The organism is Bradyrhizobium sp. SZCCHNR1002 (genome assembly GCF_032381435.1).
Classification (GTDB): Bacteria; Pseudomonadota; Alphaproteobacteria; order Rhizobiales; family Xanthobacteraceae; genus Bradyrhizobium; species Bradyrhizobium aeschynomenes.
On sequence record NZ_JAUHIS010000006.1, the window covers coordinates 359,522 to 384,098 of the forward strand.

Sequence of the window (24,577 nt, forward strand, 5' to 3'; positions counted from 1 at the left end):
CGGCTACGCGCTGAGCGACCGCGGCAGCCGCGTCGTCGGCCGGGCGGCGAGCTCGTCGGCGATGGCGCGCGCGGCCGAGAGCGTCGTCATGGTCCGCTGCGCAAAGCTGGGATTCTCGGCCGGGCAATCAGCGCGGCAATGCGCGCCGCGGCTCTCGCGCCGGCTCCAGGCGGCGGTCGCGATGAGCAGCGCAGCGCCGGCCATGTTGCGCAACGCCGGGTCGGCGCTGTCACGCTCGAGCCTGGCGATCACGGCGATGGCCTCGGCCAACCCGTCCTCGTCCCGGATCACGCCGACGCGGCTGGTCATGATCTCGCGCAGCGTTCTCTCGGTCAGCGCGGGATCCGAACCGGCGGGCTCGGCGAATGCAACGCCGCGCAGGGCCGCAGGCCTATCCAATGTGCGGCCGGAAATGTCGTCGGCGATGCGGCTTGCGAACACCAGCGCGGCGAGCAGTGCGTTGCCGGCAATATGGTTGGCGCCGTCCGTCGCCGTCGCGGCCACTTCGCCGGCCGCCCACAATCCCTCGAGCGAGGTGCGGCCCCGGCTGTCGACCGCGAGGCCGCCCATGTGGAAATGCGCCGCCGGCGCCACCGGAATCGGCTGCCGCGTCGGATCGAGTCCGGCGGCGACGCAGGCCTTGTGCAGCATCGGATAGCGCTCGGCGACGTCGTCATCGAGCACGTCACGGGCGTCGAGGAAGGCGCCGCGTCCCGCCGACAACTCGGCCATGATGCCTCGGCTGACCGTGTCGCGCGGGGCAAGATCGACCAGCGGATGGCGTGGCAGCATGAAGCGCTGACCGCGCCGATTGATCAGGGTCGCGCCGGCGCCGCGCAGGCTCTCGCTGACGACCGGAGCCGGATCGTGGCCCGTCATCATCGCGGTCGGATGGAACTGGACGAATTCCGGGTCGGCGATGATGGCACCGGCACGCGCGGCGATCGCAAGGCCGATGCCGTTGGAATGATCCGGATTGCTGGTCGTAGCGAACAGATGACCGACGCCGCCGGTGGCGAGCACCACCGCGGGCGCGGCCATCAGCACCGGCGCGGCTGCGCTGTCGCCGGCCTTGCGCAGCTGCAGGCCGCGCACCGCGCCATCCTCGGTCAGCAGCGCGTCCGCAACGTGCCGCTCGATCAGGCGGATCGTGGGCGTTGCGCGAACCGCTGCGACGAGAGCCGCGACGATCGCCTGTCCGGTGAAATCGCCGCGGACGCTCAGGATGCGTCGTGTGGCGTGCGCAGCTGCGCGGGACGTCGCCAGCTCGCCCTTGTGGTCGCGATCGAATCCGACGCCGAGACGCAGCAGATCCTCGATCCTCGCCGCTGCGTCGTGCGCAAGCGCGTGGGCGGCGCTTTCATCGACGAGACCGCCGCCGGCGGCGATCATGTCGGCAGCATGGCTGTCGGGACTGTCGCCGGATGAAACCGCGGCCGCAATGTCGGCCTGCATCGTCGTGCCGAACGACTCCTCGCCGAGCGGTGTCGCGGAGATCAAGGTGACCGGCCGTGGTGCAAGCTTCAGCGCGCAGAACAGGCCTGCAACGCCTGCGCCCACGATCACGACATGGTCGGCGGCTTCGATCTGGTCGTGGTCCATGTGCTATCCAAATTCCACATTCGGTGCGCATGTGTATCAAGCTACCAGTTAGTTCTTCTTCAGAGACATTCGTCGCTGTTTATCGGTGTTTGGCGACAAATAGCGGCCGTTCTGAATGTCGCTCTCGCGTAAGGTGAATTGCTCTCGCTCACTCGCGCATCGCGATGCCCCGACGCGAGGACGGAGATGGCATGCATGAGTTTCATTGATGGAACTCACATCGCATGACGCCCGCTCATGATGCGAAGCGACCTCGAATTTTTTCATGGCTGAGTTCCGCTTTTGAGCTTGGGCGATGAATGCAAATGCATTAATCCGTGACGAGCGGCCGGACGACGCGGCGCATCAGGAGGACACCCATGTCGAATCAGGCAGCCGATCTCGGCACGGCCGCCCGTGCGCAAGGATGGCGCACGCCGCTCATCATCATCATTTGCGGCTGCGCGATCGCTCTCCTGAGCTTCGGTCCGCGCTCCAGCCTCGGCTTCTTCGTGCAGCCGATGAGTCGCGAATTCGCCTGGGGCCGCGACGTGTTCGCGCTGGCCGTCGCCGTGCAGAACCTGCTGTGGGGCCTTGGCCAGCCGCTCGCGGGCGCGATTGCCGACCGCTTCGGCGTCATGCGCGTGATCTGCGTCGGCGCGCTGCTCTATGCCGGCGGCCTGCTGATGATGCGCTACGCCACGACGCCGCTGTCGCTCAACGTCGGTGCCGGCGTGCTGGTCGGCTTCGGCCTGTCCGGCTGCTCGTTCAATCTCATCCTGTCGGCCTTCAGCAAGCTGCTGCCGCCCGAGCGGCGCGGGGTCGCGCTCGGCGCTGGGACTGCGGCCGGCTCGCTCGGCCAGTTCCTGTTCGCGCCGTTCGGCGTGGCGCTGATCGACCAGTTCGGCTGGCAGAGCGCGTTGATGGTGTTCGCGACCTTGATGCTGTTCATCGTGCCGCTGTCGCTTGCGGTCGCAACGCCGCCGGCCGCCGAGGCCAAGCCGTCGGAGGCCGAGCAGCAGTCGTTCACGACGGCGCTGATGGAGGCGTTCGGCCATCGCTCCTACGTGCTGCTGGTGCTCGGCTTCTTCACCTGCGGCTTCCAGCTCGCCTTCATCACCGTGCATCTGCCGGCGTTCCTGGTCGATCGCGGTCTGTCCGCGCAGACCGGCGGCTGGGTGATCGCGGCGATCGGCCTGTTCAACATCATCGGCTCGCTCAGCGTCGGCTGGCTGCAGAGCCGGCTGCCGAAGCGCTACATCCTGTCCTTCATCTATTTCACCCGCGCGCTGGCGACGCTGGCCTTCATCTCGTTCCCCGTGACACCGGCCAGCGCGATCGCGTTCGGCGCCGTGTCGGGGCTGGCATGGCTGTCGACCGTTCCGCCGACCTCGTCGCTGGTCGCGATCATGTTCGGCACCCGCTGGCTCGCCACGCTCTATGGCTTTGCCTTCGTCAGCCATCAGGTGGGCGGCTTCCTCGGCGTGTGGCTCGGCGGCCTGGTGTTCGAGCGCTATGGCTCATACACGCCGATCTGGTGGCTCTCGATCCTGTTCGGCGTGCTGTCGGCGCTGATCAACCTGCCGATCGTCGAGAAGCCGGTGGCCCGCGCCGTTCCCGCGACCTGAGTTGCGCCGCCGATCCGATCGGCTAAACATGGCGTGAGACAAAGAGCGCAGGGAGTGCCGCTGTGGGAACGTTCAAGGCGATCCGGATCGACAAGGCCGACAAGGGGACCACGGCAACGCTGACGCAGTTCGACGAAGCCGAGCTGATGGACGGCGACGTCACCGTCAGGGTCGAATGGTCGGCGCTGAACTACAAGGACGGGCTGGCGCTGACCGGCAAGGCGCCGGTCGTCCGCCGCTTCCCGATGATCGCCGGCATCGATTTCGCAGGCACGGTCGAGCAGTCGAGCCATCCCAGCTGGAAGCCGGGCGACGCCGTGATCTGCACCGGCTGGGGCATGGGCGAGACCCATCTCGGCGCCTATGCCGAAAAGGCCCGCGTCAAGGGTGACTGGCTGGTCGGCCTGCCGCAGGGGCTGTCGGCCCGGGACGCGATGGCGATCGGGACCGCGGGCTTCACCGCGATGCTGGCGGTCCTGGCCCTGGAGAAGCACGGGCTGACGCCAGGCAGCGGGCCGGTGGTGGTGACGGGGGCTGCGGGCGGCGTGGGGTCGGTCGCGACGGCGGTGCTCGCCAAGCTCGGCTACCACGTGATCGCCTCGACGGGACGCCTGGCCGAGGCCGACTATCTCAAGTCGCTCGGCGCCGCCGAGATCATCGACCGCAACGAGCTGTCGGCGCCGGCCAAGCCCCTCGCCAAGGAGCGCTGGGCAGGCGGCATCGACAGCGTCGGCTCCAACACTCTCGCCAACCTGCTGGCGATGACGAAATATGGCGGCGCGATCGCCGCATGCGGCCTTGCTGCCGGCATGGATTTGCCATCCTCGGTAGCGCCGTTCATTCTGCGCGGCGTGTGCCTTCTGGGCATCGATTCCGTGATGTGCCCGCTGCCCGCCCGCAAGGCGGCCTGGGACCGTCTGGCCACCGATTTGGATCGTTCAAAACTATCTGAAATCACTCACGAAATTGCGCTGGACCAAGTCGCCTCGCTGGGCCCGCAGATCCTGGCCGGCCAGGTCCGCGGCCGTACGGTGGTAAGAATATCCTGAGGATCTTCAGACTTTTCAAACCATGCTGCTCCATTGTTGCCATGGTTGGTATGGTAAGCATGGGGTAAAGATACCGCCTTACCCGCTGCGTGGGGTCAAGTGGGAGTTGAGAGCATGCTCGCGCGTTTATTGCTGGGGACCGTGACCGCCGGCGCCATGGTTGCTCCCGCGATCGCGGGATCCATGACCGCCGACGAGGCGCGCAAATTCGTGGCCGGAAAGGTGTTCGCGTTCACCTGCGTCGACGGCACCCGCGGCGCGGGTCGCATTCTCGACGACATGGGCGCGGCCGGTGCGGTGCAGTTCTCGGGCTCCGGCCCTGTTCGTCATATCCGTCTGCCCGGCAACACGCTGCAGATTCGCGGCCAGAACGTCTGTGCCTCGATCAAGGGCATGCCGTTCGAACCCTGCTTCAATCTCGACAAGAAGGACGATCGCAGCTTCCGTGGCTCGGTCTCGGGTCTCGGCGCATTCGCCTATTGCGACTTCCAGCACCAGGGCGGCGCCACCATGCTGATGGCCCGCGCCGTGGCGCGGCCGCGCCCCGCGCGCTCTGCTGCTCCGGCAGATACGTCGCACACCGAGGTCGCGGCCCGCGTCGAGACACCGCGCGTCGAGCGTAGCAAGGTGGAACCCGTGAAAGCGGAAGCCGCCAAGGAAGCGGCGAAAGCCGACCACAGCCGCTCGGATACCGCCAAATCCGAGAGCACGAAGGCCGACGCCGCGCCCGAGTTGCGGCGGTCGACCGATTAGTTGTTAGTTCACCCATCATTGAAAAATGCAAGCCCGATTAACATACAGCAACATTTCAGATGGTGACCGCACGTTAGTGGTCATTGCGCCGTAGTCGTACGGACGCTCAAATTCATGCCTCGGTAGCGACTTGCGCTGCAGTTTGCGACCAGGGGGGTGGCCCAATCGAAAGGGTCGGTAATGTCGCTCTACTTCTTCCGTATCAGCCAGGGCCGCTATTCGGGCGCTGCTGATCAGCCTTATGAATTCGCCAACCGGGAATCCGCCTGGAACGAACTGACGGCCGTCTGCTCGGACCTGATCGGCGGGATCTCGAAGACTCTGCAACAGGGCGCAGAGTGGCAGATGGAACTGCTGGACGAAGCCAAGCAGCCGGTGTTCCGCATCCGCCTGGTGTCCGAATCCGTCAGCTGAGCCTGGATCATCGGGGGATGATCCGAGCCGCCGACTGCCGGAGCCGCGGCTTTGCTGCGGCTTGAGGCGGCGGTCCCCTTCGACACCTTCTCGCCGCTGCAGTCCGCGTCACACGGCGTTGGAGCGGCAAGCATCTGCCGCCAGGCTATTCTCCACATGGTCGTCGCCGTCGCGATGCCTTGGGACGGTTGGGGACGGTTGCTCGCAAGACATCGTCCTGCGTCTCCTCCTGGCAGACCCATCGATCCCTGTCCCCATGCGCGCCCCTGTTTTCCGACCGCCCTCCGTTCGGACTGTCGGCGGCCGGCTGCGTATTCCCGTCATTGCGACGATGCCAGTTCAGGTTGTGGCATTAACCTCCTTCTAACCTGCGTCCTGGCATACCAGGAGTTGAAACAACCGCTGGCGCGATAGCCCAAGGTGTCACTCGCCGTGATCCCGTGCCATGCCTCGCGAACGCCGGCCGATGCATGCCGGTTTCAGGACACCGCGCCATCGCGACGGTGCGCATTTTACATGGTTTGTCGGTAGTCTTACGGGCTCCCTGTTAACTACCGATAAGCCTGTTTCCCGCCCAATGGCACCGTCGGAACCAAGTGAGACGTCCGAGAATTCGGAGGTCTCCCGTTTCTCCGACCTCGACGCCGCGCAGCGTAGCGCAGACCTGGCTATTCAGATTGTCTGTGACGCTGAAGAGAGTGGCGAACCGCGCAGCCAGCTGGGGTCATCGTGTCCAAAATGTCGATTCGTAAGAAGATCATCTCGGTCATCGCATTCATGCTCGTCGCCATGTGCGGGCTTGGCGCGGTCGCCGTCACCAGCATGCAGTCGATCAATGCCAATACGGTCGACATCGCTCACAACTGGCTCCCCAGCGTGCGTGCGATCGGTGAGCTGCGTGCCAACATCAATCTGCTGCGCATCGCGCTGCGCGCCCACGTGATGGCGGACACCGCCGAAGCCAAGCAGGCCGGCGAGAAGCGGGTGAACGGCATCCTCGACACCATCCTCAAGGATCGCAAGGCCTATGAGCCGATGATCAGCTCAGCCGAGGAACGGACCATCTACACCAACTGGGTGCAGGCCTGGGACAAGTACGTCGTCGCCGTCAAGCAGGTCATGGAGGAGTCGAACAAGAGCGTCGGCCGGATGCCGCGTGAGGCCAGCGAGCTGCTCGAGAAGTCGGCCGCCGCGATCGCGCGTGACGCCGACAAGTACTTCATCCAGGACATCGAGTTCAACAACAAGGGTGCCGAAAACGCGACGCGCCAGGCGGCCGAGAGTTTCTCGCGTGCGATCTGGCTCGTCGTGTCGATCATCGCCGCGGCCGTCATCGGCGGCATCGCGGTCGGCTTCTATCTGGTGCAGAACGTCTCGTCGGGCATCGCCTCGATCATCAAGCCGATGCAGGAGCTCGCCAACGGCGATCTCGGCGCGGAGGTCGCGCATCGCGGCGAGCCGACCGAGATCGGCGCCATGGCCGACACGCTGCAGGTGTTCAAGGAAGCGCTGATCGCCAAGAAGGACGCCGACGAGCGTGCCGCTGCCGATGCCGAAGCCAAGATCGAGCGCGGCCGCCGCGTCGACAACATCACCCGCCAGTTCGAGGCGACGATCGGCGAGATCGTGCAGACCGTGTCGTCGGCCTCGACCGAGCTCGAGCATTCAGCCGGCGCGCTGTCCTCGACCGCAACCCGTTCACAGGAAATCTCGACTGCGGTCGCGGCCGCCTCGGAAGAAGCTTCCACCAACGTGCAGTCGGTCGCCTCCGCCACCGAGGAGCTGTCCTCGTCGATCACCGAGATCAGCCGCCAGGTGCAGGAATCGGCCCGCATGGCCAACGAGGCCGTGGACCAGGCGCGCATGACCAACGATCGCGTCAGCGAACTGAGCAAGGCCGCGGCGCGCATCGGCGACGTCGTCGAGCTGATCAACACGATCGCCGGTCAGACCAACCTCCTGGCGCTGAACGCAACCATCGAGGCGGCCCGCGCCGGCGAGGCCGGCCGCGGCTTCGCGGTCGTCGCCTCCGAGGTGAAGGCGCTCGCGGAGCAGACCGCCAAGGCGACGGACGAGATCGGCCAGCAGGTCTCGGGCATCCAGGCGGCGACGCAGGAGTCGGTCGGCGCCATCCGGGCGATCTCCACCACCATCGAGAAGCTGTCGGAAATCTCGTCGGCGATCGCGGCCGCGGTGGAGGAGCAGGGCGCGGCGACGCAGGAGATCTCGCGCAACGTCCAGCAGGCTTCGCAGGGCACACAGGAGGTGTCGTCGAACGTCGTCGACGTGCAGCGCGGCGCGTCGGAGACGGGCCAGGCGTCGGCGCATGTTCTGTCCGCGGCGCAATCGCTCGCGACCGACAGCGACCGTCTCAAGCGCGAGGTGGCGTCCTTCCTGCAATCGGTGCGGGCAGCTTAGTTCTGATCCGCGTTCGCCAGGCGAACCCGTATTAGTACGACGTTCAGCATTAACGGAACTTTGCGGCGAAAGCGGCAAACTGCAGCTCAGCAGTTTGCCGCCTTTTCGTTTCGCAGCGGTGCGGCGGCCGTCGCAATGGTGCGGTGGCCGCGCAGACACGACCGACGTTGCGAGACGCTTTCTCTCTGAGGATCAGGACGTGTCCAGGCTTTCCATTCGCCTCAAGATCATCGCCGTCATCGCCTTCATGCTGGTGGTCATGGCCGGCATGGGCTTGCTGTCGCTGCGCAGCATGCGGGACATCAATGCCCGCACCGTCGACATCTCCACCAACTGGCTGCCGAGCGTCCGCGCGCTGGGCGCTTTGCGCGCCGACATCAACGTCTATCGGCTCACGCTGCGAGCGCATGTGATGGCGCTGACGCCGGAGGCGAAGGCCAACAACGACAAGCGCATGGCGGACACGCTGGACAAGGTGAAGAAGGACATCAAGGCCTACCAGCCGCTGATCTCGACCGCCGAGGAGCGCGGCATCTACGAGGCCTGGACGCGCGCCTGGGACAAGTACTTGGCCGAGGTCGACAAGGTGCTGGAGGTCTCGCGCAGGAGCATCGGCAAGCTGCCCGACGATGTCGATGCGCTGTTCAAGCCCGCCGGCGTGGCGGCGACCGCGTCAGAGGAAATTCTGAACAAGGCGATCGACTATAACGACAAGGGCGCGGAAGCGGCCACGCGCGATGCCGCCGATGGCTACAGCACCACCTTCTGGGTCGTGACGTCCATCATCATTGCCGCCGTCGCTGCCGGCATCGGTGTCGGCTTCTATCTGGTTCACGACGTCTCCTCCGGCATCGCCTCGATCATCAAGCCGATGCAGGCGCTCGGTGAGGGCGATCTCTCGGCCGAGGTACCGCACCGCGGCGAGCCGACCGAGATGGGTGCCATGGCCGACACGCTGCAGGTCTTCAAGGAGGCGCTGATCGCCAAGAAAGAGGCCGACGCGCGCGCTGCTGCCGATGCCGAGGCCAAGATCGAGCGCGGTCGTCGCGTCGACAGCATCACCCGCCAGTTCGAAACGACGATCGGCGAGATCGTACAGACGGTGTCGTCGGCGTCGACCGAGCTCGAGCATTCCGCCGGCGCGTTGTCTTCGACCGCCTCGCGCTCGCAGGAGATCTCGACCCAGGTCGCAGCGGCCTCCGAGGAAGCCTCCACCAACGTGCAGTCGGTGGCCTCGGCCACCGAGGAACTGTCGTCCTCGATCACCGAGATCAGCCGCCAGGTGCAGGAATCGGCGCGCATGGCGCAGGAGGCCGTCTCGCAGGCACGCCAGACCAACGACCGCGTCGGCGAGTTGTCGAAGGCTGCCGCGCGCATCGGCGACGTCGTCGAGCTGATCAACTCGATCGCCGGCCAGACCAACCTGCTCGCCTTGAACGCCACCATCGAAGCGGCGCGCGCGGGCGAAGCCGGCCGCGGCTTCGCGGTCGTGGCTTCGGAGGTGAAGGCGTTGGCCGAGCAGACGTCGAAGGCGACGGGCGAGATCGGCCAGCAGATCTCCGGCATTCAGGCGGCAACGCAGGAGTCCGTCGGCGCCATCCGCGACATTTCCGGCACGATCGAGCGGCTCTCGGAAATCTCCTCGGCCATCGCGGCTGCAGTGGAGGAGCAGGGCGCGGCGACGCAGGAGATCTCGCGCAACGTCCAGCAGGCCGCGCACGGTACGCAGCAGGTGTCGTCGAACGTCGTCGACGTGCAGCGCGGCGCGACCGAAACCGGCACGGCGTCCTCGCACGTTCTCGACGCCGCCAAGTCGCTGGCGTCCGACAGCGACCGGCTCAAGCGCGAGGTCGCCTCGTTCCTGCAGTCGGTCAGGGCCGCGTGATCCTCACGCCGCCGGCTGAGCCGGCGGCGCCTGCTGCTGCCGCCGGAACAGAACCTTTTGGTACAGCCAGCCGATCGCGACCAGCACCAGCCCGAGGCCGATGAAGGACAGCGCGCGCCAGACGCCGGTCAGCGCCGACATGTCGACCAGGAACGCCTTCAGGATCGTCAGCGCGATGACGATCGCGGAGGCAAGACGGGCGCGCTGCGACGACACGACGACGCCGATGCCGAGCAGCACGACGCCGAAGGCGAGCCATGCGATGGAGTAGGTGTACTGCTCGGCGGCGCTGGTGACGCCGCTCATCAGGTTCGGGCCGTGATAGATCCGGCGGATCTCCAGGCTGACATAGGACAACGCCAGGATCAGCGCGCCGGCTGCCAGCGTGTTGCCATAGGCCGGCGGACGGCGGCCCGCGACTGCGTAGGACAACAGCAGCATCAGCACCGCCGGGAAGGCGTAGGCCAGGACCAGGATGTTGAGCAGGCCGCCCTTGATCGCGACGTCCGAGACCATCGGATTCTCGAACAGCAGCAGCCCGAGCACGGTGGCGCCGCCGGCGAAGCCGGTCAGGATCACGGCGCTGATGTCGTGCACGATGCTGCCGCTGCGCACGCGCAGCCGCTCCAGGCCGATGGCGAGTGCCAGCGCGACGCAGACGTCGAGGCCGATCTCGGCGAGCGACGGCACCGCCAGCATGTCGCCGTCATTGACGGCGTGGCGGATCTCGAGGAACGCAAGCAGCGTCGTGAACAGGATCGCGGCCGCCTCGACCGCGCGCAACGGCGCGTCGTCGCCATGGCGCCGCATGAGGTAGCTCGCGCCCCAGAACGAGGCCGCCGGAACGCCATAGCCCCACAGCAGCCAGTTGAAGATCGGCGTGGTGCCGACATCGGCGCCGACGATGCGCGGGTCATAGCCGATGCGCAGCACCACCAATCCGGCGAAGATGGCCGCCAAGCTGCGCAGGAACGGGATCGGCCGGGTCTCGAAGATCCAGGCGGTGCCGAGCGACATCAGCGCCAGCGCGATCGTCAGCCAGCCCTTCTCCAGCGCGAAGGTCGGCGCCAGCGCCAGCGCGGCCAGCGTTCCGGTCGCGAACAGCGCGACCGCCGCGGAGAGCCCCGGCCGTTCCTCGCGTCGGGTCAGCGCCTCGGTGGCGACGGCAAACGCAGCCGCCAGGATCACCGCGAGGATTGCGAACGGGATCGAGCGGTCGAGATGAGCGATGCGCGCATAGAGCGCGACCAGCAATGCGATCGGTGTGAACACGCCGGCCGCCGACCACACCACCGGCACGGCCGCATTCTCCGAGCGTCCCTGCGCCAGGAAGCCGGCGCCGCCGAAGCCCAGCACGAAGATCGCCGCCGTCACCAGATGCGACGTGACCGATGCGCCGAGCGGGTTCGGTCCCATGCCGGGCAGCGCGCCGCCCGGCAGCACCAGCAGGTCCGGATTGTCACGCAGCGCCCATTCGGCGAACACCAGGAACACGGTGCCCGCCGCCGCCGCGACCGCGCCGGTTGCGCTCGGCGCGCGCCAGGCGACCGCGAGCGTGGCGGCGACCAGCACGGTGAAGCCGATCAGCGCCAGCCCGTCGTGGAAGCTCGCCAGCACGACCAGCATCGCGCCGAGCAGATAGACGGCAAGCCCCACCGACGAGATCGGCTCGACCTCGTCAGTCTCGGCCGCAGGTCCGAACAGGAAGCCGCAGACGACGATCAGCGCGGTCAGGATGAAGCCGATGGTGACGTGGAAGACGTGCGGCGCGACCGTCTCGATGCCCGCGTCGAGCCCGGGCAGGGTCCACAGGAACGACAGCCCGATCGTGGTCATCGCCAGCCAGCGCCACAGCCGCACGCGTGCCAGCGCGAAGGCGGCGGCGGTGACGATGGCGAGATAGATGTAGAGCGCCCAGTAGTTCGGCTGCCCGGTCGAGACCAGCACCGGCGTGGTGAAGGCGGCGACGAGGCCGAGCCCGGCCAGCGCCGGTCCGTGCAGCAGCGCGGCAGCCAGCGTGCCCAGCGCGACGACACCGAGCAGGACGAAGGCGATGGCAGGCGGCAGGAACTCGTACAGCGCATACGCAGCGTAGATCGTCGCGAAGGCGACGGCGGTGCCAGCCGCGGTGAGGATTGCCGGAATGTTGGCGATCGGCAGCGCCGATATCTGCGAGATGCTCTCCTTGCGCCGCGTCCATTCGCCGGCCGCCAGCAGCGCGGCGGCGAACAGCGCGCCGAGCGCCACCCGCACCTCGGGGCCGACGAGGCCGGCCTCGATCGAGTAGCGCACCATGAAGAAACCGCCGAGCGCGAGCGTCAGTCCGCCGATCCACACCACCCAGCGGGTGCCGATGGTCTCCTCAAAGCCGGCCGCGGGCTGCGGCAGCGGCGGCGGGGGCGGCGGCTGATCGGCCGCCACGTCGGCCGTGAGCGCTGCGGGCGGCAGGGCGGGCTCCTCGGTGACCTCCGGCAAGGGCGGCGGCATCGACGGCGTTGCGGCGGGCTCCTGGAGCGGGCTGAGCGGCGGTGCGGCCACGGGTGCAACGACCGTCGGGGGGGCCGCCTCGAGCTTGGCCAGCCGGGCCTGCACCTCGGCCAAGCGGTCGGAGGTCCGGCGCGCGAAGGCGAGCGCCGCGAACGCGACCAGCAGTGCAATCCAGTCCAGTGGCCAATCGAACATCACGCCTGGGAGTCCTCGAGGTCGATGGCGCCCGCCGGCGTCATGGGAAGGGGGCAGGGGCCAAGCCGGCCCCGAGCGGTGGCGCAGCGAATCGGCTGACGGCACGCGCGTGCCGTCACGATGGCTGCAGTTCCTTGAGTGTCAAACGGCAGAGCGGAAGTTCAAGCAGCGCCGGTATGCTGCTACTCGGCGCGCGCCTTTCGATGCACCGTCGTTCCGGGGCGCGCGAAGCGCGAACCCGGAACCCAGAGCTTTGAGTCCGGCCGGTCCATCGAGCGCGACCAGCTCGAGGTTCCGGGTTCGCCGCTGGCGCGGCGCCCCGGAACGACGGGGCTGAGACGGCTGCGGCTCACTCCAGATCGATCCGGAACGGCTGGCTGTCGACCATCATCGCGCCGGGCCCGATCGCGTCCAGCGCGCGCACCATGCGGCCCTGCCGGCCCAGCGCGCGGTCGGCAAGGCTGACGATCAGGCGGTTGGGCGAGGCGATCGGCGAGGCCTGCCGGATCGCCCAGGCGATGTCGAGCTCGTCGCGATGCGGGTTGAGCGCGCAGGCAGCCGCAAACGCGCTCGCCGTGGAGCGGCTGATGCCGGCATAGCAGTGGATCACCAGCGGCGCCGCGCGATCCCAGCCGCGCACGAACTCCAGCACCTGGGTGACGTGGTCGTCGCTCGGCGCCATGAAGCCGGGGAGCTGCTCGGTGATGTCGTCGACCGAGACCCGCAGATGGTTCTCGGGGCGGATGCTCTCGGGCCGCTGCACCTGCTCGACATTGGCCATGATGGTCAGCACGTGGCTGGCGCCGGTCAGGCGCACGGTGTCGGGCAAAGCGGCGAGTGAGCAGACGTGGATCATGATGAGCCTTTGGACGCCCGATTATACGAACGGCGGCACAAGGGCAAAAGCGGGTTTCGGATGTCAGCTGTCGGGCGGGCGCATATGTCCCGCTCCTACGCATGCGTGGGCGAGCAGTCGTCAGCGCGTGTTCTTGAGGTGCCGCAGCTCCTGACGGACCAGATGGGCCTTGACCTCGATCTCGGCATTGAGGCGCTCGACGTGCTCGAGCACGCGCTCGCGGCTCTGCAAGCCGACCTCGACCGGCTTTTCGGTCCAGGGGCGGCGCACGAACAGGGCCACCACGGCGACGGCCAGGGCGGTCAGGAGCGGAAAGCTCAGGGCGACGAGCTGGTGCGTGGTCATCGAAGACCTCCCAGGATCCACTGACCCAGCAAATGTAGGACCACTCCGGTGACAATGCAAACCACGCCCGAACCATAAATCAGGCCGGCCGGCGTCCCGGGCGGCAGCACGCCGTAGACGAACTGGGCCAGGGGCACGAACGTCCCGGCCGTGACGATCGCGGTGGCCAGCGTGTTCATCCAGTTGGCCGCCAGCTTCAGCCGCTCGTTGCGGCGCTCGTCGGGTGTCAGCGGCATCTCAGCACGACCCCAGCACCAGGTTGAAGCGGGTCAGGAACCGCTTTTCCGCCTTGGCCGCGCTCCACGGCGTCAGATACTCCGTCACGGTGGCCTCGGGCAGGCCGGGGTCGCGGCCGAACAGCTTCTTCGCCTCGCTCTCGGAGAAGCCCGCGAGCCGGGTCGCCTCCAGATAGGCGGAGCCGCGGTCGGCCGCCTTGATCTGGCGCTCGATCTCGGGGGCAATCTCCGCCGGCAGGCCGAAGCGGATGTGGATGGCGCCCAGCAGCCGCTTCTCGACGCTCTTGTAGCTGCCGCCGAGCACCGCCTTGAACGGCGAGATCATGTCGCCGATGACGTATTCAGGCGCGTCGTGCAGCAGCGCCGCCAGCCGCAGCTTGGCATCGATGTTGGGCTTCTTCGCGCGCATCACCGTCTCCACCAGCAGCGTGTGCTGCGCGACCGAGAAGATGTGCGCGCCGGACGTCTGGCCGTTCCAGCGCGCCACGCGCGCCAGCCCATGGGCGATGTCGGCGATCTCGACGTCGAGCGGCGAGGGATCGATCAGGTTGAGCCGCCGGCCGGACAGCATGCGCTGCCAGACGCGGTCGTGCCCGCTCGGGGACTTCTCAGTCGTCATTTGGGAGGTTTGAGGCGCGGGGCGCGGCGCTGGCCGCTACAGGTCTCGTGGCAGAAGCAGGTGACGAGATGGTCGTTGACCATCCCCGTCGCCTGCATGAATGCGTAGACGATGGTGGGGCCGACGAACTTGAAGCCGCGCGAAGCGAGCTCCTTGGATATCTTGATCGACAGCGGCGTCGAGGCCGGCACGCTCGCGGTGGTCTTGAACGCATTGACCTTGGGCTTGCCGTCCATGAAGTTCCACAGCAGCTTCGAAAAGCCGTCGCTCCCCTCCTGGATCTTCAGCCAGGATTTCGCGCTCAGGATGGTGCCCTCGATCTTGGCGCGGTTGCGGACGATGCCGGCATCGTTCATCAGCGCGTGGATCTTCTTGTCGCCATAGCGGGCGATCTTCTCCGGCTGGAAGTCATCGAAGGCGCGGCGGAAATTGTCGCGCTTGCGCAGGATCGTGATCCACGACAGCCCGGCCTGGAAGCCGTCGAGGATCAGCTTCTCGTAGAGAGCGCGGTCGTCATATTCCGGCACGCCCCACTCGGTGTCGTGATAGGCGACATACAGCGGATCGCTGCCCGGCCAGGGGCAGCGCGTCAGGCCATCGGAATGGACGACAGCGGCGCGGCTCATGCTGACAGGCTCAGGCCACCGTCTGCTTCGGCGCGCCTTGCAGCGCGTCCGGATCGGCGATGCGCAAAGTGAGCCCGCCCGCCGTCAGAGGCGTGCCTGCTTCCATCGCCTCGGCGGCGCGGTCGATCCGCAGCAGCGCCATGCCCTTCTGCCGTGCGGCCGAGCCCATGGTGCCCACGCTCTTGTCGCCGGCCGTGATCGGCGTGCCCGGTTCGGGGCTCGGTCCGTCGAGCAGGACCTGCGCGGTGCGCGTGCGCGTGGTGCCGCGATGGTGCATGCGGCTCACGACCTCCTGGCCGACATAGCAGCCCTTGCCGATGTCGACACCGTGCAGCCGGTCCATGTTGGTCTCGTGCGGGAAGGCATCGCCATACATGAAGTCGAGCCCGCCCCGCGGCACGCTGCACTCGATGCGATGCGCCTCGTAGGCGTCCGCGCCGACGATCTCGGCCCCGAGCCTGGCCGCGATGTCAGCGAGCGCATCCTGCGGCGCAATGACGCGCGCGCCGAGACGCTCGTGACGCGGATCGGTGAAGCTCTGCTCCGGCATCGTGCCGACAGCGCCATCCCAGACCGCGATCACGCCGAGCTCTGCGGAGAGATTGCTGACCGCAACCTTGGCCCTGAGCTTGTAGACGTTGAGCTTGTCGGTGAGCGCCTGCGCCAGCGCGCGCGGACAGTCGAGCAGGAAGCGTTCGCCGTCTTCGCTCGCCGGCACCTGGGTGACCAGGAAGTCGATGATGATCTTGCCCTGCGGCGTCAGCAGCGCACCGAACCGGGCGTCCCCCGGTGTGAGCTTGCCGACATCCGTGGTGAAGAGACCGTTGAGGAACTTGCGTGCATCGTCGCCGCTGACCTGGACCACGCCCCGGTCGTCGAGAAACGTCGCTTTCATTCGAAAAACCTCTTGCGACAGGCCGCACTGAAACGTAAGCCGCGCTGGCATAAACCACAAGGCTGAAACGCCCTTGCGCGGTGGCTTCATTCTAAAGATCGAGACGTCAGCGTCCTCAGGGGCCAGCAAATGGGCAACCGCGCAGCATGATCGATCTGTCTTGGGGTGATCAGGAGAATGAAATCCTATGAGGGCTTCATGAGCGCGCGGTTCGACGTCATTCTGAAATCCGGCACCGTGGTCAACCAGGACGGCGAGGGTGTCCGCGACGTCGGCATCTCCAATGGACGCATCGTCGAGATCGGCGATCTCGGCGCGGCCTCGGCGGCCGAGATCGTCGACTGCAAGGGCCTGCATGTGCTGCCCGGCGTGATCGACACCCAGGTGCATTTCCGCGAGCCCGGCCTGACCCACAAGGAGGATCTCGAAACCGGCTCGCGCAGCGCCGTGATGGGCGGCGTCACCGCCGTGTTCGAGATGCCCAACACCAATCCGCTGACGGTCACCGAGGAGGCGTTCACCGCCAAGGTCGAAGCCGGGCGCCATCGCATGCATTGCGACTTCGCCTTCTTCATCGGCGGCACCCGCGAGAACGTCGAGCAGCTGCCGGTGCTGGAGCGCGCCGAGGGCTGCGCCGGCGTCAAGGTGTTCGTCGGCTCCTCCACCGGCTCGCTGCTGGTCGAGGACGATGACAGTCTGCGCCGCATCTTCCAGGTGATCCGCCGCCGCGCCGCGTTCCACGCCGAGGACGAATACCGCCTCAACGAGCGCAAGAGCCTGCGCGTCGAGAACGATCCGCGCTCGCATCCGGTCTGGCGCGACGAGGAGGCGGCCCTGCGCGCGACGCAGCGGCTCGTCAATCTCGCGCACGAGACCGGCAAGCGCATCCACGTGCTGCACATCTCGACCAAGGAAGAGATCGTGTATCTGCGCGACCACAAGGACGTCGCCACCGTCGAGGCCACGCCGCATCATCTCACCTTGGCTGCGCCCGAGTGCTACGAGCGGCTCGGCACCTACGCGCAGATGAACCCACCGGTGCGATCAGTCGATCATCGCGACGTGATCTGGTGGGGCGTCCACCAGGGCATCGTCGACATCCTCGGCTCCGACCATGCGCCGCACACCGCCGAGGAGAAGGCCAAGACCTATCCGGCCTCGCCGTCCGGCATGACCGGCGTGCAGACCTTGGTGCCGATCATGCTCGACCACGTCAATGCCGGCCGGCTGTCGCTGCAACGCTTCGTCGACCTCACCAGCGCCGGTCCGGCGCGCATCTACAACATCGCCCGCAAGGGCCGCATCGCCGCCGGCTATGACGCCGACCTGACGATCGTCGATCTCAAGCGCAGCGAGACCATCACCAACGAATGGGTCGCCTCCAAAGCCGGATGGACGCCCTATGACGGCGTGCGCGTCACCGGCTGGCCGGTCGGCACCTACGTGCGCGGCCAGCGCGTGATGTGGCAGGGCGAGTTGCTGAGGCCGGCGACGGGCGAGCCGGTGCGCTTCATGGAAACGCTGCGGCCGTAATGGGCTCCTGCGCTTTTGCTTGGTTGTTGTGAGCAAGCATCCGGGCTACGAGGCTTGCGCACCCTTTCCGCAGTGCTCGTGACTGCGCCCTCGCCCCTTGTGGGGGAGGGCATGTAGGACAGAGCGGCAATCTCGGTTGGGTGAGGGGTATGTCTCCGCGAGCGCGACGTGCAGTGAGAAACCCCTCACTTGACCGAGCAGGCGGATGGGCCGGAGATGCCCTCTCCCACAAGGGGCGAGGGCGCTGTGTCGGACAGCGCTGGGGACAGAGAGTATCGCGCCCCGCCGCCCTTCACCCGAACAGCTTGTCGATGTCGTCCTGGGAAATCGCCACACCCGGCCGCTTCGGGCCTTCCAGCAAGTCCGGCGTGGTGCTCTTTGGAGCTGCCAGCTCGGCGGCGACCCGCGCCAGCTCCTCTTTCCCCCAGATGCGGACGAGCTTGTTGATGTGGTCTTCCATGAACTTCAGCGACTTGACCACGCGCGTGATCCGCTGCCCCGTGAGGTCCTGAAAGGCGCAAGCCTCGAACACCTTGTTGGTGCTGTCGACGATCTCGTCGCAGACCGCCACTGTCGTCGGGTCCTTGGCGCCCTGCAGCTTCCCGACGCTGGCGCTGATCGCCTCCATGCTTTCGAGGATCGCGTTGCCGGCGACTTCCGTATTTTCCACGATCGCGTCGAGGGTGTCGGTCATCGAGGCGAAACTGCCCTTGCCGTCGCCTTGAAGAGCGGCGAGCTCGCGCCGCATGCTGCTAATCTGGCCGAACATCTCGACCAGGTAGGTTTTCAGCAACCTCTCTTCTTCCGGCGCAATCATCAGAAATCCCCGACGTTTCCTTAAAGTTTCCTTACTAATTCTTCACGCGGCAGTTGCAAACCCGGGCCTGCTCTTCTGTGAAGGCATTCCGGATTCAGTTCGGCGGTGACCGGCTCGCGACGCGGCGATCGAGATTTCGCGTAAGTTCGAACCGGCACTGCGGGCAGGTAGGTGAAGACTAGCTGCCTATTTTTGCCCGTCTTCGTTAAGGGCGCATGTTCATTCACGCCAAAGGCCTTCAAATGGTGAAGGTTTTCTGACGCGACGACCGCGGTGCCGTCGCGCATCTTCAGCATCGCCCGAACGGCCGCGTCGCTGCCGGCAACGACGCCGAGCAGCGAAACCATCACCGACAAGGACAGAGGTGACGATCTAATCAAGGTCGGCCGAAGGGCGATGGAAGCCAGAGTGCGAACTGCTAAAATCAGCCCTGCTCGTGTATATCGTATGTTAACATTCTGCCCCTATGGTCCGTCTGCTAGCGACTGGTGCAGGCTGAACTCCACGGGCAAACGGCGTTTCCTTCTCCTGCTCGCAAGCAATTGAGACAATATGCCGCATGGCGTTGGCCAGAGTGGATTACCGATCTGACGCGCGATCATCGCCGTCGGATGCATTCGTGCGTAGTTCTACGGTCAGTGCATTAAAGAAAATTAGTAGTCGGTTCCCTACGCTCTTCACACAAGCGCCGTGGGGTCATTGTCGCGTGTGCGGAGGGCCGCCTAGGCCCTTCGACATGAACGTCCCCGTGCGCCCGAAGCGACCATCCTCGCGCCCGTGGAGACTGTCATGTCGTTTGCACTCCCGTTCCGCCCAAAGCTCACGATCGGCGTCAAGATCTATGCGTTGATCGGCCTGAGCTTCCTTGGTCTTGTCGGCATAGCGGCCTTCAATTCCGGCGAGCTCGCCACCAGTCTCAAGCAACAGAAGCAGCTGGAGCTTCAGCATCTCACCGAGCTCGCGCTCGGCATTCTCGCCGAGGAGCATGCGGCCGCCCAGAAGGGCACGGTCTCCGTTGCCGACGCGCAGAAGCGGGCATTGGAGCGTACGTCGCAACTTCGCTACGGCGGCACCGAATATTTCTTCGTCGCCGACATGTCTGCGCGGATGCTGATGCATCCGATCTCGACCAAGCTGGTCGGCGAGGACGTGTCCGACATGAAGGACGCCGGCGGCAAGAAACTCTTCCTCGAGATGGTCGATGTCGTTCGCAGGCACGGTCATGGCTTCGTCGATTACGAATGGCCGAAGCCGGGCTCGGAGAAGCCGCAGCCGAAGCTGACTCATGTCGTCGGCTTCGCACCGTGGAATTGGTTTCTCGGCACCGGCGTCTACATCGACGACCTGCAGGCGCAGACCTGGGCCTCCACCCGGCAGTCGCTGATGGCATCCGGACTCGTGCTCCTGGTTTCGCTGATCGTATCGACACTGGTCGCACGCGGGATCACCCATCCGCTGAACCGCATGACGGCGGCGATGAAGAGCCTGGCCGGTGGGCGCCTCGACGTCGAGGTGCCCGGGATCGGGCGTCGCGACGAGATCGGCGAAATGGCCGGCGCCGTCGAAGTGTTCAAGAGCAACGCGGTTGCGCGGCAAGCCCTTGAAATCGAGCAGAAGGACGCCGAGCAGCGCGCCCTGGCGCGGCGCAAGGCGGACACGCAGAAGATGGCCGATGATTTCGAAGGTGCCGTCGGCGAGATCATCGAGACGGTTTCCTCCGCTTCGGCGAAGCTCGAGGTTTCGGCTGACACACTGAGCAAGACGGCGGTGCGCGCCGGCGAGCTCGCGACGGCAGTCGCGGCGGCCTCCGAGGAAGCGTCGACCAACGTGCAGTCGGTTGCCTCCGCGACCGAGGAGATGACCTCCTCGGTGACCGAGATCGGCCGTCAAGTGCACGAGTCGGCACGGATGGCCAACGAGGCCGTCGAGCAGGCGAAGCGCACCAACGAGCGGGTGAGCGAACTGTCGCGCGCGGCGAGCCGGATCGGCGACGTGGTCGAGTTGATCAACAGCATCGCCGGGCAGACCAATCTGCTCGCGCTCAATGCCACGATCGAGGCGGCACGCGCGGGCGATGCGGGCCGCGGTTTCGCGGTTGTCGCGGCCGAAGTGAAGGCGCTCGCCGAGCAGACGGCGAAGGCGACTGACGAGATCGGCCAGCAGGTGGCCGGCATCCAGACCGCGACGCAGGAATCGGTCGCTGCAATCCGACTGATCTCCGGAAGCATCGAGCGCTTGTCGGAGGTGTCGTCCACCATCGCGGCTGCGGTGGAGGAGCAGAACGCCGCCACCAAGGAGATCTCGCGCAACGTCCAGCAGGCCGCGCACGGGACCCAGCAGGTCTCCGTCAACATCACCGACGTCCAGCGCGGCGCCACCGAGACCGGCTCGGCCTCCACCCAGGTGCTGGAGGCGGCCCAGGGGCTATCGACAGACAGCAATCGGCTCAAGCGTGAAGTCGGTCGTTTTCTGCAGTCGGTGCGAGCGGCCTGACGGACATGCCGGTTCGCCGGTCGAATGAAATGCCAGTCCAACAGATCTCAACGAGTATGAATTCAAACATGGTGAGCTTCCGAGACTTCCAACCGCTCGACTTGGCAGTGAGCGTGTCGACGTCGTTGGTCCGTCATTCGGCGATCGTTCTCGCCGTCATGGTCGGGACCACAATCCATGCCGGGGCCGGCGACAATCTCAACGTGGTGCGTGACCTCAGCAGCCGGATCGGTCCCGTCGTCGGGGCGGCGATGGCCTGTGGCGATATCCCGCGGCCCCGCATCCAGAGCATCGTCGGCAGGTTCCAGGCCGTCATTCGGGAGGCATCGAACAGCGACAGCGATCGCAGCGAGCTCGTCCGGCAGTTCGATCGCCACGTCGCGGACGGACGCGCGGCGGTTGCGGCCGGGCGGCAGGACTGCCGACGTGCCGAGCTCCAGCTTGGAAACATCGAGCGGTCGATCGGCGAGCCGGCGGTGGCCGCCGGTCCGCCGCTGGCCTCGCCGCCGGCGCCGCTCCCCATTGCTGCGACAGGCGCGATCCTTGCTCCTCCGGTCCGCGGCGTCACGGACCGCGAGATCACGTTCGGCAGTGTGTTGCCGCTGTCGGGAGCGAACAAGGAAACCGGCCGGTTGCTCAAGCTCGGCATGGAAGCGGCCTTCAACCGCAGCAACGATGCCGGCGGCATTCACGGACGTGCGCTCAAGCTCATCGTCGCCGATGACGGCTATGATCCGAACCGCACGCTCAACGCCGTCAGGCAGCTCTACGAGAAGGACCAGGTGTTCGGCTTCATCGGCAATTTCGGGACCGCCACGGCCGCCGTCGCAATTCCCTTTTCACTGGAGCGGCGAGTGTTGTTCTTCAGCCCCTACACGGGAGCGAACGTCGCGCGTCACGACCCTCCGGACCGCTACGTCTTCAACTATCGCCCGAGCTATTCGGAAGAAGCCGACGCGCTGGTGCGTTACCTCGTGAAGCTGCGGCGGATCCCACCGCGTCAGATTGCGCTGTTCGCGCAGGACGATTCCTTCGGTGATGCCGGGTTCGCCGGCGTGGCGAAGGCCTTCCGCGCCCTCGGTCTGAACGATGCTGCGATCGTGCGCGCAAACTATGTGCGAAACACCGTGGATGTCGCGCCCGCGATCAACCAGCTCAAGGCTGAGAAGGCGCCCGTCCGCGCCGTCATCATGGTCGCGACCTCGCGTGCGGCTGCAAAGTTCATCGAGAAGGCGCACGACGCGCTTCCTGGCGTCATCTTCGCCAACGTGTCGGCGGTCGGCGCCTCGGCGCTTGCGAACGAACTCATGCTGCTCGGGCCGCGATATGCGGCGGGCGTTGTCGTGACGCAGGCCGTTCCCGCGGTGGCGGGCTATTCGAGCCTGGTGCTGGAGTACAAGGGGGCGCTGGCGAGGTATTTTCCCGGCGAGCCCGCGGACTACACCTCGCTCGAAGGATACATCGGGGCGAGCATCCTGGTTCAAGCCCTGAAAGCTGCCGGTCCGCAGGTCGACACCGAGCGGTTGATCGACACGCTCGAGTCGATGCGCAACATCGATCTCGGACTGGGAGCGCCGCTGAATTTCAGCCCTGCCGAACACCAGGCCTCCCACAAGATCTGGGGAACCGCGCTCGACGAGTCCGGCTCCTATCAGGCGATCGAGCTGGAATGACGGCTCGTCCGCGAGTCCGTCACCGGGCGCAGCGCTCCGGTTGATGGAGCCGATGCGGCCGCGAGCGCGCGCTGCACGTCGTCGGCACCGTCGTTACCAGCGCAGTGTCCGCCGCGGCGGGTAGGAGCGAAAGGCGGGGGCAATCCAGAGTTCTTGCTCAGCCCTGGATTGCCTCGCTTCGCTCGCAACGGCGCGAAGCTTGCGGTCCGCTGTCATCCGAGGCGCAGGCGATCCGACGCGATCTCGCATGAAGCTTCTGCGTCGTGCTCGGCCGACGTTTTCAGGCACGAGGAGTCCCGGGACTGCTCGTCGGGCAAATCAGTTGTGCGACTTGTCCATTGGTCGGTCGCTCATGGCCCTCGCAGGGGTCCAGAATGACATGCGCCGGAAAATTCATTTTCTGCGTGACATCAATGTGATTGCACAGGCCGTCCCGCCCGGCCCGCAGATTCTTCTTTCTCTTTTTCAGAATTCATGTCACTCCTCCACCCATCCCGCCTCAACGAGAGGGGCGTACGCGCGGTCGTCACGAGACGCGAGGCGGGGAGGCGGTGGACGTGTCCGGTTGCAGCGTGGCTTTGGCTCGCGCGGACGAACAATCGCGATGCGGACGTCAAGCCGTGTGGTCCTGACCTCCCGATGCCGAGGTCAAGTCGACGGGTGATGCGAGAGCGTCGGCGTTGATGATGGGGGCAAGACAGCCGGTCCCCAGGGAGAGCACGGAGTAAGCGTTAAAACCATCGCGCAGGGGAGGCTGGGCTCATCCGGCTGCACCTGTGGTTCCTGCCCCGTGCTTTTTGTTCGCACGGGGGCCATGGGCGTCAGCCGACGCCCAGCCTTCCCTGCGCCCTCGATTATTGCGAGGGGCGAATGTCAGTCATCGCTCGGACGCAATCGGCGCCGCGAGGACGATGAATCGTGTCCTGTGTTGTTTGAAGACGTGAAGAAGGCGTCTGCTCACGCTGCTGACGTTGCGCGGCTGCGGGGCCGTGATGCCGCCGCGTCCACTGCTGTCGTCCCCGCGAAGGCGGGGATCCAGGACTCACCGCCTATCGTGATCAACCGAGAGGTCACGGCGTACTGGATGCCCGCTTTCGCGGGCATGACGACGTGGGTTGTGGCGTGAGTCGTGAGGCGAACTCGGAGCGTGATGGTGGGAACGGCGCGGGCTACAGCGCGGCATGATCCGCCGGCGAGGCGGGCGCGCCTTTGCCCACCTACAGCCGAGGCGAACGGCCTACTGCGTCACGCGCGACAGCGAGAATTCGCCGTTGCGGATGCGCTCGGGAAAACCCTCGACGAAGGTCGCGACCGCGTCCTCGCCATAGGTCGTCACGAGCTCGGCGAGCGCGGCGAACAGGCTGGCCTGGGCCAGGCAGTCGCCATCGACGCCGTCATGGCGCGCTTCCGCCCAGGCTTCGTTGAGATAGCTGAGCGCGGCCTGCTTCTGCTCATGGTCAGGCAGGACGTCGGGGAGGGCGCTGAATGTAACGGGGAAGCTCATTGAATTCAGTCTGGCGGGGCGCCGCGGCGCAAGGAAATCCGAACGCGGGCGCGCCGGACGAGTGAGGTTTACCACGCAGGGCGCGGACGCCTAGGCCAGTTCTTTAGGAAAGGTTAACAAGGTTAACGCAATCGGGGATAACTCGCCGCCTCAATTGGCGTAGCGCGCCGTGAGGTCGCGCGAGATCTTGGAGCCCTCGTCGATGTAGCGGCGGATCGCCACCATCGCGGCCGGCGTGCAGGTCCGGTAGGTCTGCTGGAAGCCGTTATAGCCGCGGTTGAAGCCGGCGATCATGCGGGCGCGGCGCTCGCCCGAGGGCGTCTCGGCATCGATCAGCGCCTGCATCTGGTTGCGCCATTTGGCGCCCTCGTTGCTGCCGCAGATGCCGCGGAGGTAATGCAGTGTGCCAAGGATCTCGGCGAGACGCTGCAGGTCGCCATCGAACGGCGCAGCCGCGTCCTGGGCCCGCGCGGGGGCGGCGGCACAGGCCAGCACGAGCATGAGGACGGCCAGGAGGCGGGTGGGGGTGATATGCACGGACGTCATATGCCTTTGCTGAGCGGCGGGCGC

General features: G+C 66.4%; 21 protein-coding genes. 9 read left to right on the plus strand and 12 right to left on the minus strand.

Features of this window, described 5'->3' with window-relative positions; genetic code table 11:
* Positions 1–3 precede the first annotated feature (3 nt).
* On the minus strand, positions 4–1,602 hold the full coding sequence (locus QX108_RS26655; RefSeq protein WP_315785802.1) for an L-aspartate oxidase: 1,599 nt from the start codon (positions 1,600–1,602) through the stop codon (positions 4–6).
* A 359-nt stretch (positions 1,603–1,961) separates the two neighbouring features.
* On the opposite strand from QX108_RS26655, the gene QX108_RS26660 reads away from it, so the two are divergent.
* From QX108_RS26660 to QX108_RS26685, 6 genes are all read left to right on the plus strand, one after another.
* The gene (locus QX108_RS26660; RefSeq protein ID WP_315718828.1) at positions 1,962–3,209 is read left to right on the plus strand and encodes an MFS transporter; all 1,248 of its coding nucleotides are present in this window, start codon (positions 1,962–1,964) and stop codon (positions 3,207–3,209) included.
* 62 nt (positions 3,210–3,271) lie between these two features.
* Entirely contained in the window at positions 3,272–4,258 is a 987-nt protein-coding gene (locus QX108_RS26665) for an MDR family oxidoreductase (protein ID WP_315785803.1), read from the plus strand.
* Between the two features lie 114 nt (positions 4,259–4,372).
* The gene (locus QX108_RS26670; protein ID WP_315785804.1) at positions 4,373–5,011 is read left to right on the plus strand and encodes a hypothetical protein; all 639 of its coding nucleotides are present in this window, start codon (positions 4,373–4,375) and stop codon (positions 5,009–5,011) included.
* Between the two features lie 180 nt (positions 5,012–5,191).
* Complete coding sequence (locus QX108_RS26675) at positions 5,192–5,425, plus strand: DUF6894 family protein (RefSeq protein WP_172111271.1); 234 nt, start codon at positions 5,192–5,194, stop codon at positions 5,423–5,425.
* Positions 5,426–6,154: 729 nt separating this feature from the next.
* Positions 6,155–7,843, plus strand: a complete 1,689-nt coding sequence (locus QX108_RS26680; RefSeq protein ID WP_315785805.1) for a methyl-accepting chemotaxis protein — start codon at positions 6,155–6,157, stop codon at positions 7,841–7,843.
* A 199-nt stretch (positions 7,844–8,042) separates the two neighbouring features.
* The gene (locus tag QX108_RS26685) at positions 8,043–9,728 is read left to right on the plus strand and encodes a methyl-accepting chemotaxis protein (protein ID WP_315785806.1); all 1,686 of its coding nucleotides are present in this window, start codon (positions 8,043–8,045) and stop codon (positions 9,726–9,728) included.
* A 3-nt stretch (positions 9,729–9,731) separates the two neighbouring features.
* Here the strand turns inward: QX108_RS26685 and QX108_RS26690 are convergent, their stop codons facing one another.
* From QX108_RS26690 to QX108_RS26720, 7 genes are all read right to left on the minus strand, one after another.
* Positions 9,732–12,410 carry a DUF2339 domain-containing protein gene (locus QX108_RS26690; protein WP_315785808.1) on the minus strand — a complete coding sequence of 893 codons (2,679 nt, stop codon included), beginning with the start codon at positions 12,408–12,410 and terminating at the stop codon, positions 9,732–9,734.
* Positions 12,411–12,759: 349 nt separating this feature from the next.
* Positions 12,760–13,266, minus strand: a complete 507-nt coding sequence (locus QX108_RS26695) for a tyrosine phosphatase family protein (RefSeq protein WP_172110789.1) — start codon at positions 13,264–13,266, stop codon at positions 12,760–12,762.
* Between the two features lie 120 nt (positions 13,267–13,386).
* Positions 13,387–13,611: a hypothetical protein gene (locus tag QX108_RS26700; RefSeq protein WP_315718834.1), complete on the minus strand. Its 225-nt coding sequence runs from the start codon at positions 13,609–13,611 to the stop codon at positions 13,387–13,389.
* A complete protein-coding gene (locus QX108_RS26705; protein ID WP_315718835.1) occupies positions 13,608–13,847 on the minus strand; it encodes a hypothetical protein in 240 nt (79 codons plus the stop codon). The genes QX108_RS26700 and QX108_RS26705 overlap by 4 nt, the downstream gene beginning before the upstream one ends.
* A gap of 1 nt (position 13,848) precedes the next feature.
* Positions 13,849–14,466 (minus strand): HD family hydrolase, encoded by a 618-nt coding sequence (locus QX108_RS26710; protein WP_315718836.1) that lies wholly within the window; start codon positions 14,464–14,466, stop codon positions 13,849–13,851.
* Positions 14,463–15,092, minus strand: coding sequence for a DNA-3-methyladenine glycosylase I (locus tag QX108_RS26715; protein ID WP_315718837.1), 630 nt, complete (start codon positions 15,090–15,092; stop codon positions 14,463–14,465). The genes QX108_RS26710 and QX108_RS26715 overlap by 4 nt, the downstream gene beginning before the upstream one ends.
* 10 nt (positions 15,093–15,102) lie before the next feature.
* Positions 15,103–15,987, minus strand: coding sequence for a folate-binding protein (locus tag QX108_RS26720; RefSeq protein WP_315785812.1), 885 nt, complete (start codon positions 15,985–15,987; stop codon positions 15,103–15,105).
* A gap of 198 nt (positions 15,988–16,185) precedes the next feature.
* On the opposite strand from QX108_RS26720, the gene QX108_RS26725 reads away from it, so the two are divergent.
* Entirely contained in the window at positions 16,186–17,520 is a 1,335-nt protein-coding gene (locus QX108_RS26725; protein WP_315786013.1) for a dihydroorotase, read from the plus strand.
* Between the two features lie 292 nt (positions 17,521–17,812).
* Here QX108_RS26725 and QX108_RS26730 read toward each other — a convergent pair whose 3' ends face one another.
* Together QX108_RS26730 and QX108_RS26735 are read right to left on the minus strand one after the other, a co-directional pair.
* On the minus strand, positions 17,813–18,337 hold the full coding sequence (locus QX108_RS26730) for a protein phosphatase CheZ (RefSeq protein ID WP_172133376.1): 525 nt from the start codon (positions 18,335–18,337) through the stop codon (positions 17,813–17,815).
* A 20-nt stretch (positions 18,338–18,357) separates the two neighbouring features.
* Positions 18,358–18,684: a hypothetical protein gene (locus QX108_RS26735; RefSeq protein WP_315785813.1), complete on the minus strand. Its 327-nt coding sequence runs from the start codon at positions 18,682–18,684 to the stop codon at positions 18,358–18,360.
* A 442-nt stretch (positions 18,685–19,126) separates the two neighbouring features.
* Between QX108_RS26735 and QX108_RS26740 the strand changes: the two genes are divergently transcribed.
* Positions 19,127–20,830, plus strand: a complete 1,704-nt coding sequence (locus tag QX108_RS26740) for a methyl-accepting chemotaxis protein (protein ID WP_315718840.1) — start codon at positions 19,127–19,129, stop codon at positions 20,828–20,830.
* A gap of 158 nt (positions 20,831–20,988) precedes the next feature.
* Complete coding sequence (locus QX108_RS26745; RefSeq protein ID WP_315786016.1) at positions 20,989–22,503, plus strand: ABC transporter substrate-binding protein; 1,515 nt, start codon at positions 20,989–20,991, stop codon at positions 22,501–22,503.
* Positions 22,504–23,740: 1,237 nt separating this feature from the next.
* On the opposite strand, the gene QX108_RS26750 is transcribed toward QX108_RS26745, so the two are convergent.
* On the minus strand, positions 23,741–24,007 hold the full coding sequence (locus QX108_RS26750) for a hypothetical protein (protein ID WP_172133373.1): 267 nt from the start codon (positions 24,005–24,007) through the stop codon (positions 23,741–23,743).
* Between the two features lie 150 nt (positions 24,008–24,157).
* Positions 24,158–24,553 carry a TIGR02301 family protein gene (locus tag QX108_RS26755; RefSeq protein ID WP_315718841.1) on the minus strand — a complete coding sequence of 132 codons (396 nt, stop codon included), beginning with the start codon at positions 24,551–24,553 and terminating at the stop codon, positions 24,158–24,160.
* Positions 24,554–24,577 lie beyond the last annotated feature (24 nt).

What these genes read in the sequence shown, in the direction of transcription:
- QX108_RS26655 (WP_315785802.1), bottom strand. Translation starts at nt 1,602, where the DNA reads ATGGACCACGACCAGATCGAAGCCGCCGACCATGTCGTGATCGTGGGC.
- QX108_RS26660 (WP_315718828.1), top strand. Translation starts at nt 1,962, where the DNA reads ATGTCGAATCAGGCAGCCGATCTCGGCACGGCCGCCCGTGCGCAAGGA.
- QX108_RS26670 (WP_315785804.1), top strand. Translation starts at nt 4,373, where the DNA reads ATGCTCGCGCGTTTATTGCTGGGGACCGTGACCGCCGGCGCCATGGTT.
- QX108_RS26675 (WP_172111271.1), top strand. Translation starts at nt 5,192, where the DNA reads ATGTCGCTCTACTTCTTCCGTATCAGCCAGGGCCGCTATTCGGGCGCT.
- QX108_RS26690 (WP_315785808.1), bottom strand. Translation starts at nt 12,410, where the DNA reads ATGTTCGATTGGCCACTGGACTGGATTGCACTGCTGGTCGCGTTCGCG.
- QX108_RS26695 (WP_172110789.1), bottom strand. Translation starts at nt 13,266, where the DNA reads ATGATCCACGTCTGCTCACTCGCCGCTTTGCCCGACACCGTGCGCCTG.
- QX108_RS26700 (WP_315718834.1), bottom strand. Translation starts at nt 13,611, where the DNA reads ATGACCACGCACCAGCTCGTCGCCCTGAGCTTTCCGCTCCTGACCGCC.
- QX108_RS26705 (WP_315718835.1), bottom strand. Translation starts at nt 13,847, where the DNA reads ATGCCGCTGACACCCGACGAGCGCCGCAACGAGCGGCTGAAGCTGGCG.
- QX108_RS26710 (WP_315718836.1), bottom strand. Translation starts at nt 14,466, where the DNA reads ATGACGACTGAGAAGTCCCCGAGCGGGCACGACCGCGTCTGGCAGCGC.
- QX108_RS26715 (WP_315718837.1), bottom strand. Translation starts at nt 15,092, where the DNA reads ATGAGCCGCGCCGCTGTCGTCCATTCCGATGGCCTGACGCGCTGCCCC.
- QX108_RS26720 (WP_315785812.1), bottom strand. Translation starts at nt 15,987, where the DNA reads ATGAAAGCGACGTTTCTCGACGACCGGGGCGTGGTCCAGGTCAGCGGC.
- QX108_RS26725 (WP_315786013.1), top strand. Translation starts at nt 16,186, where the DNA reads ATGAGCGCGCGGTTCGACGTCATTCTGAAATCCGGCACCGTGGTCAAC.
- QX108_RS26730 (WP_172133376.1), bottom strand. Translation starts at nt 18,337, where the DNA reads ATGATTGCGCCGGAAGAAGAGAGGTTGCTGAAAACCTACCTGGTCGAG.
- QX108_RS26735 (WP_315785813.1), bottom strand. Translation starts at nt 18,684, where the DNA reads ATGGTTTCGCTGCTCGGCGTCGTTGCCGGCAGCGACGCGGCCGTTCGG.
- QX108_RS26740 (WP_315718840.1), top strand. Translation starts at nt 19,127, where the DNA reads ATGTCGTTTGCACTCCCGTTCCGCCCAAAGCTCACGATCGGCGTCAAG.
- QX108_RS26745 (WP_315786016.1), top strand. Translation starts at nt 20,989, where the DNA reads ATGGTCGGGACCACAATCCATGCCGGGGCCGGCGACAATCTCAACGTG.
- QX108_RS26750 (WP_172133373.1), bottom strand. Translation starts at nt 24,007, where the DNA reads ATGAGCTTCCCCGTTACATTCAGCGCCCTCCCCGACGTCCTGCCTGAC.
- QX108_RS26755 (WP_315718841.1), bottom strand. Translation starts at nt 24,553, where the DNA reads ATGACGTCCGTGCATATCACCCCCACCCGCCTCCTGGCCGTCCTCATG.